At 33.9% G+C, this 17,363-nt stretch carries 18 protein-coding genes; 5 read left to right on the plus strand and 13 right to left on the minus strand.

What is annotated here, in order from left to right; all coding sequences use genetic code 11:
• Nucleotides 1-117 precede the first annotated feature (117 nt).
• The 4 genes from FM121_RS06205 to FM121_RS06220 form a co-directional block, all read right to left on the minus strand.
• Nucleotides 118-453 (minus strand): nitrous oxide-stimulated promoter family protein, encoded by a 336-nt coding sequence (locus tag FM121_RS06205; protein WP_086951291.1) that lies wholly within the window; start codon nucleotides 451-453, stop codon nucleotides 118-120.
• 17 nt (nucleotides 454-470) lie between these two features.
• On the minus strand, nucleotides 471-1,982 hold the full coding sequence (locus FM121_RS06210; protein WP_086951292.1) for a phosphomannomutase/phosphoglucomutase: 1,512 nt from the start codon (nucleotides 1,980-1,982) through the stop codon (nucleotides 471-473).
• A gap of 18 nt (nucleotides 1,983-2,000) precedes the next feature.
• On the minus strand, nucleotides 2,001-2,453 hold the full coding sequence (argR, locus tag FM121_RS06215; protein WP_179203803.1) for an arginine repressor: 453 nt from the start codon (nucleotides 2,451-2,453) through the stop codon (nucleotides 2,001-2,003).
• Nucleotides 2,454-2,541: 88 nt separating this feature from the next.
• Nucleotides 2,542-3,552 carry a D-alanine--D-alanine ligase family protein gene (locus tag FM121_RS06220; RefSeq protein WP_086951294.1) on the minus strand — a complete coding sequence of 337 codons (1,011 nt, stop codon included), beginning with the start codon at nucleotides 3,550-3,552 and terminating at the stop codon, nucleotides 2,542-2,544.
• Nucleotides 3,553-4,127: 575 nt separating this feature from the next.
• On the opposite strand from FM121_RS06220, the gene FM121_RS06225 reads away from it, so the two are divergent.
• On the plus strand, nucleotides 4,128-4,604 hold the full coding sequence (locus FM121_RS06225) for a glutathione peroxidase (RefSeq protein ID WP_086951295.1): 477 nt from the start codon (nucleotides 4,128-4,130) through the stop codon (nucleotides 4,602-4,604).
• Between the two features lie 308 nt (nucleotides 4,605-4,912).
• Here the strand turns inward: FM121_RS06225 and FM121_RS06230 are convergent, their stop codons facing one another.
• Nucleotides 4,913-5,548: a CatA-like O-acetyltransferase gene (locus FM121_RS06230; protein ID WP_086951296.1), complete on the minus strand. Its 636-nt coding sequence runs from the start codon at nucleotides 5,546-5,548 to the stop codon at nucleotides 4,913-4,915.
• 207 nt (nucleotides 5,549-5,755) lie between these two features.
• Between FM121_RS06230 and FM121_RS06235 the strand changes: the two genes are divergently transcribed.
• The gene (locus FM121_RS06235; RefSeq protein ID WP_256958420.1) at nucleotides 5,756-7,153 is read left to right on the plus strand and encodes an APC family permease; all 1,398 of its coding nucleotides are present in this window, start codon (nucleotides 5,756-5,758) and stop codon (nucleotides 7,151-7,153) included.
• 45 nt (nucleotides 7,154-7,198) lie between these two features.
• Here the strand turns inward: FM121_RS06235 and FM121_RS06240 are convergent, their stop codons facing one another.
• The 7 genes from FM121_RS06240 to FM121_RS06270 all read right to left on the minus strand — a co-directional run bounded on the left by FM121_RS06240 (nucleotide 7,199) and on the right by FM121_RS06270 (nucleotide 12,882).
• A complete protein-coding gene (locus tag FM121_RS06240; protein ID WP_086951298.1) occupies nucleotides 7,199-7,522 on the minus strand; it encodes a DUF2178 domain-containing protein in 324 nt (107 codons plus the stop codon).
• On the minus strand, nucleotides 7,519-7,725 hold the full coding sequence (locus FM121_RS06245; RefSeq protein WP_086951299.1) for a helix-turn-helix transcriptional regulator: 207 nt from the start codon (nucleotides 7,723-7,725) through the stop codon (nucleotides 7,519-7,521). Before FM121_RS06245 ends, FM121_RS06240 begins: the two co-directional genes overlap by 4 nt.
• A gap of 120 nt (nucleotides 7,726-7,845) precedes the next feature.
• Complete coding sequence (locus FM121_RS06250; RefSeq protein ID WP_086951300.1) at nucleotides 7,846-8,442, minus strand: nitroreductase family protein; 597 nt, start codon at nucleotides 8,440-8,442, stop codon at nucleotides 7,846-7,848.
• Between the two features lie 109 nt (nucleotides 8,443-8,551).
• Entirely contained in the window at nucleotides 8,552-9,736 is a 1,185-nt protein-coding gene (locus FM121_RS06255; protein ID WP_086951301.1) for an MFS transporter, read from the minus strand.
• A gap of 700 nt (nucleotides 9,737-10,436) precedes the next feature.
• Nucleotides 10,437-11,186 (minus strand): ABC transporter permease, encoded by a 750-nt coding sequence (locus FM121_RS06260; protein WP_086951302.1) that lies wholly within the window; start codon nucleotides 11,184-11,186, stop codon nucleotides 10,437-10,439.
• On the minus strand, nucleotides 11,170-11,916 hold the full coding sequence (locus tag FM121_RS06265) for an ABC transporter ATP-binding protein (protein ID WP_086951303.1): 747 nt from the start codon (nucleotides 11,914-11,916) through the stop codon (nucleotides 11,170-11,172). Before FM121_RS06265 ends, FM121_RS06260 begins: the two co-directional genes overlap by 17 nt.
• A 3-nt stretch (nucleotides 11,917-11,919) precedes the next feature.
• Nucleotides 11,920-12,882: an ABC transporter substrate-binding protein gene (locus FM121_RS06270; protein ID WP_086951304.1), complete on the minus strand. Its 963-nt coding sequence runs from the start codon at nucleotides 12,880-12,882 to the stop codon at nucleotides 11,920-11,922.
• 304 nt (nucleotides 12,883-13,186) lie between these two features.
• Between FM121_RS06270 and FM121_RS06275 the strand changes: the two genes are divergently transcribed.
• Entirely contained in the window at nucleotides 13,187-13,393 is a 207-nt protein-coding gene (locus tag FM121_RS06275; protein ID WP_086951305.1) for a hypothetical protein, read from the plus strand.
• A 44-nt stretch (nucleotides 13,394-13,437) separates the two neighbouring features.
• On the opposite strand, the gene FM121_RS06280 is transcribed toward FM121_RS06275, so the two are convergent.
• Nucleotides 13,438-15,078: a peptide ABC transporter substrate-binding protein gene (locus FM121_RS06280; RefSeq protein ID WP_256958415.1), complete on the minus strand. Its 1,641-nt coding sequence runs from the start codon at nucleotides 15,076-15,078 to the stop codon at nucleotides 13,438-13,440.
• 205 nt (nucleotides 15,079-15,283) lie between these two features.
• Here FM121_RS06280 and FM121_RS06285 point away from each other — a divergent pair, with 205 nt between their 5' ends.
• Both FM121_RS06285 and nagA read left to right on the plus strand, forming a co-directional pair.
• Nucleotides 15,284-16,033 carry a DeoR/GlpR family DNA-binding transcription regulator gene (locus tag FM121_RS06285; protein WP_086951306.1) on the plus strand — a complete coding sequence of 250 codons (750 nt, stop codon included), beginning with the start codon at nucleotides 15,284-15,286 and terminating at the stop codon, nucleotides 16,031-16,033.
• A gap of 16 nt (nucleotides 16,034-16,049) precedes the next feature.
• Entirely contained in the window at nucleotides 16,050-17,192 is a 1,143-nt protein-coding gene (nagA, locus tag FM121_RS06290; RefSeq protein WP_086951307.1) for an N-acetylglucosamine-6-phosphate deacetylase, read from the plus strand.
• Nucleotides 17,193-17,363 lie beyond the last annotated feature (171 nt).

Below are 17,363 nucleotides of genomic sequence, written 5' to 3' on the forward strand. Positions count from 1 at the left end.
ATGTAATGTTTTATTTATTACAAAAAAAGCTCTATTAAAAAACACAATAAAAGTCGTTTAACTTCTATTGGTCTTAAAAATAGGCTTTTTAAAGTTATTCAAAAAAGACTAACACTGTCAGTCTTTTTTATTTTTATATCGCCATTCTTTCATAAAATGTTCCACCGACATTACTGGGTGGTAAATCAGCATTCTTGGTCCAGAATAACGCATAATTTGTTGCATTTTATCTTTATAACTTTTTTTATAACAGTGAACAGGACAAACTTTACAGGTTGGTTTTTCTTCACCAAAACGGCAATAATTAAGACGAGCCATAGCATAGGACTCTACATCATCCTTTTCAATCTGATGTGTCTCATCCTGATACCTTTTATAGTAAATCTCAATCATCGCTTTAACCGTTTTTTTCTCAAAAGAGATTTTAGGTCCTTCATTTATTGCTCTAACCATGCTTGCCTATTCCTTTCTTAATCTTCTAAAATTGCCGCTAATTTTTCCGTATTTAACCTCTCTTGTTGATTAAAATACGTTGCTAATTTTGTGAAAACTACTTTATTTTTATTTAACTCATCATTTTCAACTTGCAAAACTAGTAAAGGTTCATGTAAACTCATTCGTAATAAGAACCAACCAGATCCGTAAGTTTCTGAAACGTTCACACGAATCCCTTCTTCATTTTCAGAATCAATCGTGAAACCAGCTTCTTGACTAACAAAATCTCTTAGTTTCTCAATGACTTCATTTCCATACACTCGGTAGGCTTCGCCTGAAATTTTAAAACGAACCTCTTGAGCTTCAACAGGTTGTTTTAAGGTAGCAATCAAATCACCTATCGTTTTATTTTCTTTTTTTAACTTAGGTAGTAACATTAAAATCTTAGCAATCACATAAGCCCCGTCATCTAAGAAATAATTTTCTTTGAACGCCGCATGACCACTTGTTTCAATCGCAAGAGGTGTTTCAATCCCTTGATTATTCAACTCAATAGCTTTATTTATCACATTACGATAGCCACATAAATAACGCACTTGTTTACCGCCTAGTTCCTCGATGAAAGATTTTAAATGACTTGATGTTGGTGAATTAGTTACAATGGTTTGACCCGTTTCATTTTCCAAAACAATTTGAGCTAAAACAGCAATCAAACTATTACGGTTAATTACTTCACCAGTTTTATCAACCACTGCCGCACGATCCACATCCGTATCAAAGATAACTCCTAAATCAGCCTTGTTTTTGAGAACCGCTTGTTGGATACTTTCCATGGCTTCTTTATTATCTGGATTCGGCATGTGATTAGGAAAATGACCATCTGGATCTAAAAACTGACTCCCAGAAGTATCTGCCCCTAATACTTGTAATACTTTCTCAGCAAAGAAACCACCCGCACCATTTCCAGCATCTAAGACAATTTTAAAACCAGATAAAGGTTTTTCTTCACCTGTTTCTTGTTGAATTTTTCTTACTAAATCGGCTGAATATAAAGAAATAATTTCTTTTTTAGTCACACTCCCTTTATCTTCCAAATCAGAAACAAACGGTGTGGTATGGGCTAAGATATAATCAATATCTTCATGCTCAGCTCCGCCATCTTTAGAAAAAAGCTTAATTCCATTATAGTAAAAAGGTAAGTGACTTGCTGTAATCATAATTCCACAATCTGCATCAAATTCTTCAAATTGAGTTGCCATAAACATTGCAGGTGTTGTGGCTAATTCAGCATCTAGTATTTCGACTTCTTCTTTTATAAAGCCTTCAACTAATCCGCCTTTAATATCTGACGCAGATAAGCGGCTATCGTGACCAATCGCAATTCTCATAGGTGTTCTCGTTACTTTTTTCTCAGATTTTAACCACTCAATAATCCCACTAGCAATCACTTGTGCTTCTTTCTTAGTTAAATTTGCCGTAAATTCTTCGTGAGAAATCGCAATCCCTCTAATATCTGATCCGTTTTGTAGCGCTAACAATTCTGTCATTTGATTTCCTCCATAAAATTATTCAAGATAGGATAAAAATTTTCCGTTCAACCTTTTGGCGTCCTCTTCTGATCTGGAAATTAAAACGATGGTGTCTGTCCCAGCTAACGACCCAACAATTTCAGGAATCGATAGTTCATCTAAATCAGCTGCCACAATATTAGCTGCCCCAAGTGACGTATTGATGACATTCATTACTTGAACATGAGTTACTTGGGTTACATACTCTTTAAAAACCTCTTTTAAGTGATCAATCGGTTCAATTTTTTTCTCAGGTAACACGCCATATTTTATTTTACCATTTGTGTCGTGTGTTTTTACAATTTTTAATTCTCTGATATCTCTTGAAATCGTCGCTTGTGTCGCTTCAATCCCAGATTCATTCAATTTATCTAATAATTGCTGCTGACTCTCAATTTGGTGTTGAGAAATAATTTGTTTAATTAAAAGCTGACGTTTTTTCTTTGCCATACCATTACACATCCTTGCCTGTTTATACTAGATTGATTATACCAAAAAAATCAGATTATTAATGACAAGGATCTAACAATTTTGAAATTTATTTTTTTTTAGAGACTTCTATTAATTTTTCACATAGATCATCATAGTCTAAGCCAGACGCTTTGGCTTCTTGAGGTAATAAACTAGTTGGCGTCATCCCTGGTAATGTGTTGGCTTCAATGCAAAAAATCTCATTCTTTTGATTCATCATAAAATCGATTCGAGAATAACCAGATAGCCCCAAAATATGGTGCGTTTTTAACGCCATACTTTGCATCTCTTCTGTTAAGTTCAAACTAATATCAGCAGGTGTGACTTCTTCCGCACTTCCCGCTTGATATTTATTTTTATAATCATAAAAACCAATTTTAGGAATAATCTCAATAATCGGTAAAGTCTCACTACCTAAAACACCTACCGCAAATTCACGCCCAGATACTTTTTCTTCTAATAAGATGTCTGTTTTAAATCTTTTAGCAGCCTCAATAGCAACGTTAAATTCTGTTATCGTATCAACAATTGCAATGCCGATACTTGAGCCATTATTATTAGGTTTCACTACACAAGGTAAGTTAGGAATGATACCTTCTTCGTAGATTTGCCATTTTGGTGTGTTGATTCCATGAAATGCCATTAATTCTTTGGCTAGTAATTTATCCATCGCAAGGGCACTTCCTTTATGGGAAGAACCTGTATAATTTATATTGTAAATATCAAACAAAGCTTGGAGTTTTCCGTTCTCTCCAATTCCTCCGTGAAGCGCTAGAAAAACCATATCTGCTGATTGGCACAAAGGAATAATATTTTCTCCAATCTCGCTCGTCAGCTTATAGTCTGCTTTTATTTTATCTAAATCAGGGGCTGTTTCTGGAATCACATAGCTGTATTCTTCTTTTTTTAGTTCCTTATATGCCTCATCAAAAGTGGTAAATTCAGGCGTTCCTTCAATTAGATCCACTAACAATACTTGGTGTTTTTTACTCATTAAAGCGTTTGCGATTTGTGAGCCAGAAGACAATGACACATCTCTTTCATCACTTAATCCACCTGCTAATACGACTATTTTCATCTCTTTTTCCTCCACATGTTTAAATGTTAAGCTTTAGTATAGCAAAAAAATTATTGGAATTTCCGTGATAGGATTAAATTTAATGAAAGTTAAGGAAATAAGAAGGATATAGAAAAAGTCATCATATTGCTATAATCTTGATTAATGGAAGTTTTGGTAGAACGTATATCTTAAATGTTAATTTTTATTTCTGGCAAATTATCGTATAATTTAGTTATTATTAAAATAAAGATATAAAATTTTAGATATTAATGATGACAATAGAAAATATTCTAAGTGTAACAGTTGGGAGTTAATCAATAAAGATAAACTCAAAAATTAAATTCTTTCACAAAAAGGAATTATCCGATTCAAATAATCTTCACATTTTCAAGCTAATATATAAATATACCAACAAAACAACCCTAACAAACTTTTTCATTTTATTTACTCCTCCAAAGTAAATAAACAACTCCTTTTTTGCCTCTAGCAATTAGCTAGGGGCTTTTTTTATACAAACACCTAAGCCATCCTTTTAAAATCTCCTGTGATATAATTATCTCAACAAAATAATGGTTTTAGAAAGGAATTTTATGATGACTATCTATGATTATTCAGCTACATTAGAAAACGGAGAAATATATTCCCTAGAAAAATATAAAAATAAAATAGTTATTATTGTTAATACCGCAACAAAATGTGGCTTCGCTCCTCAATTTAAAGAACTGGAAGAAATCTATGCTACTTATAAGGATAAAGATTTAGTCGTACTTGGCTTTCCTTCAAATCAATTTAAACAAGAGGTAATAAGTGCCAGTGCCGCTGCCCAAGCTTGCCAACTAAAGTATGGTGTAACCTTCCCGATGCATGATATTTGTATGGTTAATGGAGATTCAGCATTACCTCTTTTTAAATACTTAGAAAAAAATAGCAAAGGCATTCTTGGAAATAATATCAAGTGGAACTTCACTAAATTTTTAATTAATAGAAATGGAGAAGTCTTTAAACGATATGCACCTAAAGACAGCCCTAAAAATATGATTGAGGACATTGAGTATTTGCTTAATCAATAGCAATTTCACAAAAACAAATACTTCGTTTCAAACAATCTTCACATTTTCAGACTAATATATAAGCATACCAACAAAACAACCCTAATAATAAATTTTTTCATTTTATTTACTCCTCCAAAGTAAATAAACAACTCCTTTTTTGCCTCTAGTTTTTAGCTAGAGGCTTTTTTATTTGAAAAAAAATCAATGAACACAAAAATAAAGACTCGCTAGTGATTCCATTTTGGAATCATTCGCAAGCCTTACACCTTTATAGATATTAACTCTATTCTAGATAAAATAATTTTTATCTATGTCCATCTAAATAACTAAAATTGATCTAACACTTCTTGCAGTCTAGTTAAAAACCGGCTGACATGAAAACCGTCACACGTTGCATGATGAACCTGTACTGCTACAGGTAGTAACCTCTGTTCCTTTTCTTCTATCATCTTTCCACCTGTAATAATCGGTCCTAAAAAATTATCATTATGTTTAATGGATAAATTAAAACCATCAAAAGATGTCCACGGAATCATTGAAATTGGCACGATATTTGCTGGAAAATCTAATTGTGGAGCCATTTTTTTAGAATTTTCATATGCTTTTACTGTTTCTAAATATGCTTTTTGGAAAATTTCAACATCAACATCCCACTTTGTCCAAACACTAATGAAGTTATCGCTAACTTTACTAGAAATTGTATAGTTCGGCTCTAAATTATCCCATAAAATAAGCTGACCTTCTTCAGTAATTGCCACTTTAAAACAATCAAACTCATTCACCACTTGTGTCACTTGACGGATGAACGCTGGATAAAACTTTGCTTCTCGTTTCTTAATCGCTTCATAAAAGTTAGTCACATCAAGCTTAGTCGTCAAACTAAAACGAGTTCCTTGTGCCATGAAAGCTTCAAAGTGTTCTTTTCTATGCCATGTTTCTTGATTAATTATTTGATAATTCATTTTTTCCTCCTAATATTAAATCTTTGTGATATTAAGAGGCTAATTTAACTGACTTGATCATTTTTTTGTCACTCCTTTAAAAATATTTTAACAGAAAAACAGATTTTTTATTGACATTTATCTCATTTCCCTTTAATCTTTTATTTATAATTTTCTGACAATTTAGATAATTAAACAAATAACCCTTATTAAAAAGGAGAGATTACTATTCGTATTTTTAAAAAAGAATCTGTACAAACATTTTTAAATGCTGACGCTAACTTAACCAGAAGCTTACGAGCGAGAGATTTACTTGCTTTAGGGATTGGTGCCGTCATCGGAACGGGAATTTTTATTTTACCAGGACATGAAGCCGCGCAACATGCTGGACCTGCCGTTGCCATTGCCTTTTTAGTTGCTGCTTTATTATCAGGACTTGTAGGTATGGCTTATGCTGAATTTTCATCTGCCATGCCCGTTGCCGGTTCTGCCTATTCATTTGGTTCCGTGGTTTTCGGAGAAATTGTTGGTTGGCTACTCGGTTGGGGCTTAATTTTAGAATATTTTTTAGCCGTTTCAGCAGAAGCAACAGGATTTGCTGCTTATTTTAACAACAATGTTCTATCTGCCTTCAATATTACCTTACCAAAAGCACTGCAATCAGGCCCCTTAGAAGGTGGCATGGTCAATATCACAGCCGTGTTAATCGTCTTTGTGGTTGCATTCATCGTAAGTAAAGGGGCAACACTTTCTAAAAATATTGAAAATGTCGCTGTAATTATTAAAATTGCGATTATTATATTGTTTATTGTCGTTGGTTTCTTCTATATCAACACGGATAACTATGTGCCATTTTATCCAGAAGAGTTTCACAGTGCCCCACTTGGATTTGGTGGAATCTCAACTGCTGCTGCTACAGTTTTCTTTGCCTTTATTGGTTTTGATGCCTTAGCTTCTAACTCAGCTGAGACGATTAATCCTAAGAAAAATATGATTCGTGGGATTTTAGGAACTGTGATTGTTTCTGTTATTCTTTACGTTAGTTTCTCACTTGTTTTAACTGGTGTGGTTCACTATACAGAGTTAAATGTAGATGATCCCGCTGCCTACGCATTAAAAGCTGTTAACTTATCAGCATGGAATAAACTAATTTCAATCGGTGCCTTAGTTGGGATTTTCACGGCTATGATCACGATGTTTATGGGTGGTTCAAGACTTGTTTATGCTCTAGGTCGTGACGGTCTACTTCCTAAATCATTAGGAACTGTTGATAAAAAATACAGTGTTCCTAAAAAAGCGATTATCTTAGCAACAGTGGTTCAAGCCTTCTTTGCTGGGATGGTTCCTTTAACAGACTTAGCATCATTAATTAATGCAGGGACACTTCTTGCCTTTGTCTTCATCTCATTTGGAATTATTCCTTTAAGAAAAAGAAAAGACATTCCAAATGATGGTTTCAAAATGCCACTGTATCCAGTCTTACCAATCGTTGCCAGTCTCTTTAGTATTTACTTCATCATCATGTTACCAAGCTTCACGAAAGTAGCTGTAACGATTTGGATGATTGTCGGTTTAGTCTTCTACTTAAGCTATGGATTAAGACACTCTAAGTTACAGAAAAGATAAGCACTATTTGCAAAAAAACGCCAACTCGAACACGGGTTGGCGTTTTTACATTTTTTTATCAAAATTCTTTAAAGCAAACATTTCTACTAATTGACCAATAATAATTAAATCAAACGCAATCATCAGTCCTCTATTTAAAGAAAAAGAAATATCCATTTGAGGAATAAATAAAATTAATGTCATCAAGATAGCTATCACAACAATCAAAAATTGATAATACTTCAAACTGATTTGACTTGCTTTTTCTTTAATTAGCGACCATCGTTCATCATTTCCATACTCCATTTGTTTTTTTGATCGGTAAAACAAATTGTAAAAATAAGCAACTCCTAGAGATACAATAAAGATTAGCATAATTAACTGACTCATGATAACTCCTCCTCATATATAAAAATTTGACTTATATCCTCTTGAAAAACTTTAGCAATCTTAAACGCAAGTTCTAGCGATGGTAGATACTTATACTTTTCAATTGAAATAATTGCTTGCCGTGAAACGCCGACTTTTTTAGCTAAATCTTCTTGTGTCCAATTATTTTTAGCACGATAAACCTTGATATTATTCTGTATCATTTTATTCCCCACCCACATTGATTATCTAAGTATATTGTAACGTCTTATTAACTAAATGTAAACAAAACGTTACATTTAGTATAAAAAAAGAAACCCTGATTGCTCAAGGTTTCCTAATAATTATTTAAAAGTTTTAAAACGGTCTGCGTCGTTCATGTACTCTTTTTCGCCAGCTGGTGTTTCGATTGAACCAAATGGCATTTGAGCTCTTAAATTCCAAGAAGCAGGGATTTCCCATTCTTTAGCAACCGCATCGTCGATTAATGGGTTGTAATGTTGAATGCTTGCGCCAATATTTTCTTCTGATAAAGCAGTCCAAACGTTTGCTTGAGTTAAGCCACTTGCTTGTTCTGACCAGATTGGGAAGTTATCAGCATATAAAGCAAATTGTTCTTGTAATGATTTCACGACATCAGTGTCTTCAAAGAACAGAATTGTTCCTTTACCTGCTGCAAAGCTTTTTAATTTAGCTTGAGTGCCTTCAAATGCTTCTGCTGGTGTTACCACTTTTAAAGCAGTTTCAGTGATACTCCATAATTTTTGATTTGATTCTCCAAAAAGAATAACTACACGTTGAGTTTGAGAGTTAAATGATGATGGTGATTCTCTCACAACTTCTTTAATTAAACTTTCTACTTCTGTTTCAGATAAAGAGATATTTTCTCCTAAGTGGTAGATTGAACGACGTTTTTTTAATGCTGTAATAAAGTTAGACATATATTTTCACTTTCCTTTTCGTTTTTAAGTTTTATTGTTTTGTTAATAAAGCAATAATAACAGCTAACTTTTAGTTAGTAAAATAATATGCTCACTTTTTGTAAGTTTTTTAATTTGCTTGATATTTCTTTAAGCCAGGAATATTCAACATGATACATAAACTAATAATATAGATAACTGAAAGGAACATCACAACCACTGTTAGTGAGTAATTATCCATTAAGAAGCCAATCACTACTGATGAGAAACCACCAATGGCACGTCCCACATTCATAATAAAGTTATTGGCTGTGGCTCTAATTTCTGTTGGGTATAAGAAACTAATGATTGCACCGTATCCACCGTACATTCCGTTAATAAAGTAACCTACCACAACCGCTGCTAGAAGTAATGACCATTGCCCTTTAGCGAAAGTTAGTAAGTAGACTGATAGAGCTGAGGCAATTAAGAATAATCCAAATGATAAACGAGGACCTAATTTATCCATAATTGTTCCGAATGTCAGCATCCCTAGTGACATTCCGAAAATTGTACTAATCATCCATAATGATGAACCTGATACTGATAAGCCTAATTGTTTTTGCATAATCGACGGTAACCAGTTCATCAAACCGAAGTAGCCTGCGATTTGAACTGTTACCATTAAAGAAAGCCCAACTGTTTGCCAAGTCGTTTTAGCATCTTTAAACAATAAACCAAATTTAGCCTTGTTACCATCTTCTTTTAATTCTGAAAAATCTTCTGGTTCTTTTAAATCTTTTCTAATCACTAACACTAGTAAAACGGGTAACACACCAATCACATAAAGCATCTTCCAGCCAAACACTGGGATGATCAATGAGGCCAAAATCGCTGCCATGATTGCTCCAACCTGTCCTCCAATTGCTACAACAGAGGTTGCACGAGCTAAGTGTTTCTTGTTGAATGTTTCAGAGACAAGAGACATACACGCCCCGTATTCACCACCAGCACCAATTCCTGCGATAAAGCGGAATAAGTAAATCCAATAAATATTACTAGCAAACATCATTAAGAGTGACGCCACTGAAAAAGTAATAACGGTATAAGAAAAAATTTTCACCCGTCCAAACTTATCCGCTAAAAGTCCAAAAAAAATACCACCCACAAGCATCCCTAGGTTGGTTATAGTTGATATAAATCCAGCTTGAACGCTAGTAACATTTAATGAGGTAATAATTGATGATAAAGAAAAAGCTAAAAACATGATATCCATATTTTCCAAACCAATTCCTGCTGCTGTTGAGACTAATACTTTACGTTGATATTTCGACACAATCCATCTTCCCCTTTTTTTCCATTTTTACTATTAAATCATATTTCAAAATAGAATAAAAGACAAAAATATATTAATAGTCCATTTTCTTTTAAATGTTAAATTAAGAGTATTAGGCAAAAAAGAAAGTTTCGATCATTTTATCCGCTATCTTTTTTACAATCAAACGAAAAAAATAGTTAAATCTATTTTTTTGTTATTTTTACCCAAAGATCTAAAACAAAACACTCATTAATATTTAATATAAGAGTGATGAAAAAGGCGTCTAACTCCAAGCAACTGGAGGAACTTAAAAACAGTCCGTGCTCTTGGGACTTTTTTTAAGTTTTGAAGTTGTCGTAGGAGTTGCCTTTTGAATCCAGACTATCAAGAGTGATGAAAAAGGCGTCTAACTCCAAGCAACTGGAGGAACTTAAAAATAGTCCGTGCTCTTGGGACTTTTTTTAAGTTTTGAAGTTGTCGTAGGAGTTGCCTTTTGAATCCAGACTATCAAGAGTGATGAAAAAGGCGTCTAACTCCAAGCAACTGGAGGAACTTAAAAATAGTCCGTGCTCTTGGGACTTTTTTTAAGTTTTGAAGTTGTCGTAGGAGTTGCCTTTTGAATCCAGACTATCAAGAGTGATGAAAAAGGCGTTTAACTCCAAGTAAGAGAAAAGAAAAAATCCACTTCCAGAGGTTACCCTAAAAGTAGATTCTTATTCTATATACTCTCACGCCATCTCAACAGTCGTCTCTCTAGTAAATCAATTCCTAAAAACAGCAGAAAGGCAACAGCACTTAACACCAAAATACCACTATACATATCTAAATAATCAAGTCGCCCCCAAGCATCCATTACAAAATACCCCAGTCCAAATTGCGTACCGTAAACTTCGGTAAAGAAAAGAATCGCAATCGCTGTTCCTAAGGCAATTCGAATCGCACTTAAAATTGAAGCAACACCTGCTGGTAAGGTAATTTCTACAAATTGCTGTAGCGAACTTGCTCCTAGCACTTGCAGATTTTTATAGTAACTTTCAGGAATCGCCTTAATCCCATCTCGCACAGATAAAATCACTTGAAACACCACAATCAGCGTAATCAAAATAATTTTAGATAAATTTCCTAAACCAAATAACAGCATAATAATTGGTAATAACGCAATTTTAGGGATGGGATAGGTTAGATAAACAATCGGATCAAGTAAACGATTCATGATTTCCACACGCCCCATTAAAAGACCAATACCAAAACCAAGGACTACTGCGATTAACATACCCCAAAATAAGCGAACCAAACTATTATAAACATGTAACCCTAAGTTTGCCATATCCATTTGAAAAAGGTGCTGATATACAGTCACAGGACTTGGTAGCATCTCTTGCTTCAAACGCCAACTAGCTAAAGCCCACAGAGTATTTAAGATTAAAAAGGCAAGTAGAGCATGTATTCCTCTATTTTTCTTTGTCATACCCGGTCAGCACCTCTCTTATCTCTTGAATAGTTTGATAAAAGGAGTCACTCAAGCGTTTCTCTTCAAGAGCTAATGAAAAACTTGGGTTGTCCCAAATCCTAATTATCTCCCCAGGTTTTCCAGACAATAAGGCAATTTTACTCCCTAAGAAAACTGCCTCTTCCACATCATGAGTAATCACAATCGTTGGGGCTTGTCGTTTCTGCCATTCATCTAAAAAAAGAGCCTGCATCTTTTCCCGTGTGATAGCATCAAGGGCTGAAAATGGTTCATCTAGTAAATATAAATCGGAATTCATGACCATCGCTCTAGCAATTGACACCCGTTGTTGTTGCCCACCACTAAGTTGGTGTGGGTATTTTTTTAGTAATTCTCCTAATCCAAGCTCAGAAACTAATTTTTCAAACGTTGCTTTCTCACTTGCTACTTTCCCTCTAATTTTCAATCCCATATTAATGTTATCCGCCACGGTTTTCCATGGTAGTAACCCATAATTTTGAGGAATCCAACCAATCGTTTGTTTTTTCGTGTCAATTTTTTGACCATTCAGTAAAATATCTCCTGAAACAATTGGATGCAAATTGGTAATACTATTAATCAACGTTGATTTCCCCGTACCACTAGGGCCAATCAATGCCAAAATCTCAGTTTTTTTGACTTCTAAATCAATATTTTTTAAGACCACTTGCTCATAGTAAGCAGTGGTTATATTTTTAATTTCTAACATGGATTAATCCTTTAATAATGGACTTAAAATATCTGAAGCCTTAAATTCTTTTTTATAAATCCCTTGCTCTTCAGACCAGTTAAAAGCATTCGTTAACTGCTCTTCTTCAATTTGTTTAGCATGTGTATACTCAGGTAATTTCACTTGGTCTTTAATTTCATCTGTAAAACCAATTTTTTCTTTTAACACATCATAGTAATCATCTAATTTATGCTCATTAATGTAGTCCACACCTTTGTTATAACCACGGTAAAACGCTTCAACTGCCTCTTTGTTATCTTTCAAACTCTCAGCTGTAAAGCCAAATACAGTAGCATGAATCCCCATCTCACTACTATTACCTAATTCTTTCAACCCACTAGAAAGACCAATCGTTCTAAAAGGTTCAGGAACAACCGTTGCATCTAATTTTTGATTTTTAACTAACTCAATTCGAACTGGAATTTGAGGAACTTCTTCATATCCAACTTTACTAGGGTCAATGTTTTCTTTTTTCAAAGCCTCATTTAAAAAGTAGTAAGGTGCTTGGTTTTTCAAATGCCCCACTTTTTTACCTTCTAAATCAGCTAAATTTTTAATCTCATCATTTCCAGTTAAAATCGAAAAATTGCCAATGGATTGACTAACCACTTTCACGTCCATACCACCTTGTAGATACGTGCTTAAAGCGATTAAATCCGTATTAGCGCCATCTAAGTTCCCACTTGATAAAGCCGCATCACGATCTTTGGGTGATTTGAAACTTTGTAAATCTAAATCCAAGCCTTCTTCTTTAAAGAAACCTTTTTTATCTGCAATATAAACAGGCAAACTATCTACTGCTGGCATGGTTCCTACGCTAAGAGATAAGTTTTTTTCCTCTTTTTTATCTTTTGTAGATTCTTTAGCTGGCTTTTCAGTTCCACAACTTACTAACACCACTGAAACTGCAGCCAAAAGACCTAACAATACTGTACTTTTCTTCATTTATCCCAATCTCCTTATACATTTTTTTAATGAATCACTTTGTTTAAAATACCACAAACTAAACTTTTTTTCTAGGAAAGCTGACTTAAAAATCAACTTCTCTTTACTTTCCCCACTCACTTTCTCTATAAGAACGAATCATTAAACGTTTTGGAATAATTTCTATTTTTCTGCCAACAACCCTTCCTATTTTGACACTATCTTTACTTTCAATTCATAAAGTACTAAAATGAACATAAGGCTCATACTTTATTATAAGCTAACAGTAATTATAATAAAAATTCCCCCACATTGAGGTGACAAAATGGATTTTATTAAACAATATAAATTTGAAGTAGTAGGACTTGTTGCAGGACTTATCATATTAATCATCGGTTTAGTTTCTGGAACAGAGCTCGTCCTATTCAAGATGGACGGCTTCTATTTTTTCATGATTGGTATTCTATTAATTATCGCTAGTGCCGGTTCCATAATTTCTAAAAGAAAAGAAGAAAAAAAAGCCAATTCTTAAAATAAGAATCGGCTTTTTTTATTATTAGAGTAAGGATCTTCACTTTACTCTTTTGAAACATTTTTATAATACGGACTACCTAACGCTCGGTAAACCAAATTTTTGACCTCAGGTTTAACTAAGAAACTCTCACTACTTTGATAAAGAGGTGTATAAGGTAATTCTTCCATCATGCGTTTATGAGCCTCAATCAGCGTATCCCAACGTTTGGCATTGTCATTAGAATAAGTTGTCGAAGACTCTTCTAAAAGTTTAGCATAGGTTTCATCTTCCCACTTACCATAATTTTGAACCGTTCCAGTATTAGCCAGCTGTAAGAAATCATAAGGATCACCAAATGTCGCTGCCCAACCTGCTAATACGACATCAAAATCACCCTTAGACATTTTATCTAAACGGTTGGCAAATGGAACCGTGCTAACATTTACTTTTAGACCCTCTAACTCACCTTCAAGCGTTCCCTGTAAGTACTCTGCTGTCTTCTTAGCTAAGTCTGTATCAGACGCTAGTAAGCTAAATTCTAGCTTTTCACTACCTAACTCTTTTTTAGCTTTGGCCCATGCCGCTTTAGCTTCTTTACTTCCTGATTTTATCAACTTGCCAGATTCCTTAGCAAAGTCTTTTCCTGTTTCAGGATTAGTAATTCCCGTTGGAACAAAGCCTTCAATAACTTTAGAGCCATCCCCTAAAATACTATTAACTAACTGTTCCGAATCAATCGCATACGTAATTGCTTCACGGACATTTTTGTTAGCAACTAATTTATTTTTAAGATTATATTGTAAATAATAAGTTGACGGATACTCTCGGATTACTAGATCCTTATTATCTGCTTGTTGTTGTGCAAACTCACCCTTCACTTGAATGATATCCACTTCATCAGCTTGGAACATATTTAAACTCGTTCCATTTTCTTTAACCACCTGGACATCAATCTCATCTAATTTAACTTCTTTTGCTTTACGGTACTGATCATTTTTTACATACTTCCATGAGATATTCGTTCCATCCCAATCAGCTAGTTTAAACGCACCATTGTAAACTAAATTCTCACTACTTGTCGCATACTTATCTCCTTTTTCTTCAACCGTCTTTTGATGTTGAGGATAGAAAGTCGGCTTAGCTAAAAGAGAACTTAAGTATGGAATCGGATGATCTAACGCAATTTCTAAAGTATAATCATCTTTTGCCGTAACACCTAATTCAGTTGGTGCTTTCTCTCCTTTTTTGATTGCCTCGTAATTTTTAAAACCTTCAAATAAATGAGCATACTCAGAAGCAGTCTTCGGGTCCGCTGAACGTTGCCATGAGTAGACAAAATCATGAGCTGTTACAGGATCTCCATTACTCCACTTACCGTCTTCTTTTAATTCGATCGTGTACTTTTTACCCTCATCTGTTGGTTCAACTACCGACTTAGCCAAAGCTGGCTGACTCGTACTATCATCAGCAAACTCGTATAGTCCTTCCATTACCTGGCTAATAGCAGAAAAACTCACCACATCTGTCGCCTTAGATAAATCCATTGTTGGTAATTCAGCAGATTCGACTACTTTTAATGTTTTTGATTCAGTTTTACTCTCTTTTTTGGTATCCTTCTTATCTTTTGACTCATTATTACCACACGCAACTAATAATGTTAAAGATGCTACCATCATCCCCTGAACTATTCGCTTCATTTTCATAAATTGTCTCCCCTTTTTTCATTAGAATAAGATTAGAAATATTAGAATTTGATAATAATATTATCTGTGTTCTTTATTAAAGTCAAGATAATTACCTTATCATTTGTAAAAAAACATAAAATATCGTATATTAAACTTAATAAAACTTATAAATACTTATGTATTAATCTCTAGAGATCACAAAAAATTATAAGGTGGTAAGAAAATGAACCAAAATGAACGACTCCTTGAAATCATTACCTTACTCGAAAAAAAGGAACACATTCAACAAGAAGAACTCATGACATATTTTAATATTTCCAAAGATACAGCTAGAAGAGATATTTTAAAATTATTAGAAAAAGATCTTGTCGAACGAACGAAAGGAGGGATACAACTTCCCATAATAAAAAAACAGATCACAGAATATCAAAATCGATTAGTAAAAAACAGCCAAGCAAAAAAAAATATAATAAAAAAAGCACAACAACTCATCCTAGAAAATCAGACTATTTGGTTAGATGTCTCAACTACAATCGAACTACTAGGACAAGATAACACTTATAAAACAAACCTTTTTGTCACTAATTCAGTCGACAATGCCATCAGTTTCTCTGAAAATAAAAATAACGTTTACCTGCTTAGTGGCTATTATCAACCTAAATCCCATTTACTCAATGGGCCGATGATTATGTCTCAATTAACTCATTTTTACTTTGATATAGCTTTTATCGGCGCATCTGGAATTTCTGAGGAGGGAATATTCTTTGATGAATTAGACGACATAGAATTACACCAACAACTAAGACAGCAAGCAAAAAAAATTATCTTACTAGTCGATGACAGTAAAATAAATCAAACAACCTCTTTCAAAATAAACTGGGAAAATATCGATACACTCATTACCAACAAAGATTTACCAAAAGAAATAGAAAATAAATTAATAACACATAATATCAAAATACTAACTAAATAGGGGATGCTAAACATATATGAAAACCTTACTAAAAAACGCAAAAATAATAACAGAAAATAAAGAAGAATATGTCGATATAGCAATTACTGATAACTTGATTTCTAAAATAGAAAAAACAATAAATAAATTGAATCCTGCCGATTTTAATCAAGTTATAGACATAAAGAATCAACTTTTAATTCCAGGTATGATTGATGTTCATATTCACGGTGCTAATCATTACGATATGATGGATGGCACCACTAAAAGTATTCAAGAAGTGTCCAAAAAATGCTTAGAAACAGGTTGTACAGGCTTTTTAGTAACCTCAGTAACTTCTTCATTAGAGCAACTTATAAAAATGATAGAAGCAACTAAGGCTGTTATCGGGAAAGAAGAAGGGGCAAAAATTTTAGGAATACATTTAGAGGGACCATACCTTAATCCAGAAAAAAAAGGCATGCAGGATCCTAAACATCTACGCTTACCTGATTTAGTAGAAATTAAAAAAATAGTAGATTTAGCTGACGGACTGATTAAAATGGTAACTATTGCTCCAGAATTACCTGGTGCAGATGAGGTAATTCAATATTTAGTTGAGCAAAAGATTACCGTGGCCGCTGGACATACTAATGCAACTTACGAAGAGGGACAACAGGCATTTGACCTTGGTGTCAATCATATAACTCATTGCTGTAACGCAATGCCAGTCATACATCATAGAGAGCCTGGCATAACAGTAGCCGCTTTAGAAGACGATCGAGTAAGCATTCAGGCAATTATAGATAACATTCATTTACATCCTGGAATGGTTCGACTTATGCATAAATCTAAGCAGGCTCAAAATATGGTATTGATTACTGATGCACTTCAAGCAATGGGTGTAGGTGACGGACAATACTATTTTGGAGGACATGAAGTAACTGTCAATAATGGAGTAGCCAGACTCAAAGACGGAACACTTGCTTCTAGCACAGTAACAATGAACCAAGCTTTAAAAATTAGTTCTGACATGAAAATACCTCTAGGAGATAGTATTACTATGGCAACTAAGACACCTTCAACACTTCTGTCATATCAAAATATAGGACAAATAAAAGAAGGTTACGACGCTGATCTAATTACTCTTGATCATAATTTTAATGTTACCCAGATAATTTTAAAAGGAAAACAAAAATAGAAAAGAAAGCAGTACAAATCTTAGTGACTTGTACTGCTTTCTTTAATGCAATTTGATATTTTTATATTAACTAATAGAACGCTTTATAAATAAAAAAAAACACATACAGCATGGCGACGTCCTACTCTCACAAAGGGAAACCCTTCACTACCATCGGCGCTAAGAAACTTA

It is taken from the genome of Vagococcus fluvialis bH819 (assembly GCF_900163795.1).
Lineage (GTDB): Bacteria > Bacillota > Bacilli > Lactobacillales > Vagococcaceae > Vagococcus > Vagococcus fluvialis_A.

Excerpts from the sequence above, each read along its gene's own strand:
- FM121_RS06250 (WP_086951300.1), bottom strand. The coding sequence starts at position 8,442 with ATGTCTAACTTTATTACAGCATTAAAAAAACGTCGTTCAATCTACCAC.
- argR (WP_179203803.1), bottom strand. The coding sequence starts at position 2,453 with ATGGCAAAGAAAAAACGTCAGCTTTTAATTAAACAAATTATTTCTCAA.
- FM121_RS06285 (WP_086951306.1), top strand. The coding sequence starts at position 15,284 with ATGAACCAAAATGAACGACTCCTTGAAATCATTACCTTACTCGAAAAA.
- FM121_RS06245 (WP_086951299.1), bottom strand. The coding sequence starts at position 7,725 with ATGATACAGAATAATATCAAGGTTTATCGTGCTAAAAATAATTGGACA.
- FM121_RS06205 (WP_086951291.1), bottom strand. The coding sequence starts at position 453 with ATGGTTAGAGCAATAAATGAAGGACCTAAAATCTCTTTTGAGAAAAAA.
- FM121_RS06260 (WP_086951302.1), bottom strand. The coding sequence starts at position 11,186 with ATGACAAAGAAAAATAGAGGAATACATGCTCTACTTGCCTTTTTAATC.
- FM121_RS06280 (WP_256958415.1), bottom strand. The coding sequence starts at position 15,078 with ATGAAAATGAAGCGAATAGTTCAGGGGATGATGGTAGCATCTTTAACA.
- nagA (WP_086951307.1), top strand. The coding sequence starts at position 16,050 with ATGAAAACCTTACTAAAAAACGCAAAAATAATAACAGAAAATAAAGAA.
- FM121_RS06270 (WP_086951304.1), bottom strand. The coding sequence starts at position 12,882 with ATGAAGAAAAGTACAGTATTGTTAGGTCTTTTGGCTGCAGTTTCAGTG.
- FM121_RS06240 (WP_086951298.1), bottom strand. The coding sequence starts at position 7,522 with ATGAGTCAGTTAATTATGCTAATCTTTATTGTATCTCTAGGAGTTGCT.
- FM121_RS06275 (WP_086951305.1), top strand. The coding sequence starts at position 13,187 with ATGGATTTTATTAAACAATATAAATTTGAAGTAGTAGGACTTGTTGCA.
- FM121_RS06220 (WP_086951294.1), bottom strand. The coding sequence starts at position 3,552 with ATGAAAATAGTCGTATTAGCAGGTGGATTAAGTGATGAAAGAGATGTG.
- FM121_RS06210 (WP_086951292.1), bottom strand. The coding sequence starts at position 1,982 with ATGACAGAATTGTTAGCGCTACAAAACGGATCAGATATTAGAGGGATT.
- FM121_RS06265 (WP_086951303.1), bottom strand. The coding sequence starts at position 11,916 with ATGTTAGAAATTAAAAATATAACCACTGCTTACTATGAGCAAGTGGTC.
- FM121_RS06225 (WP_086951295.1), top strand. The coding sequence starts at position 4,128 with ATGACTATCTATGATTATTCAGCTACATTAGAAAACGGAGAAATATAT.
- FM121_RS06230 (WP_086951296.1), bottom strand. The coding sequence starts at position 5,548 with ATGAATTATCAAATAATTAATCAAGAAACATGGCATAGAAAAGAACAC.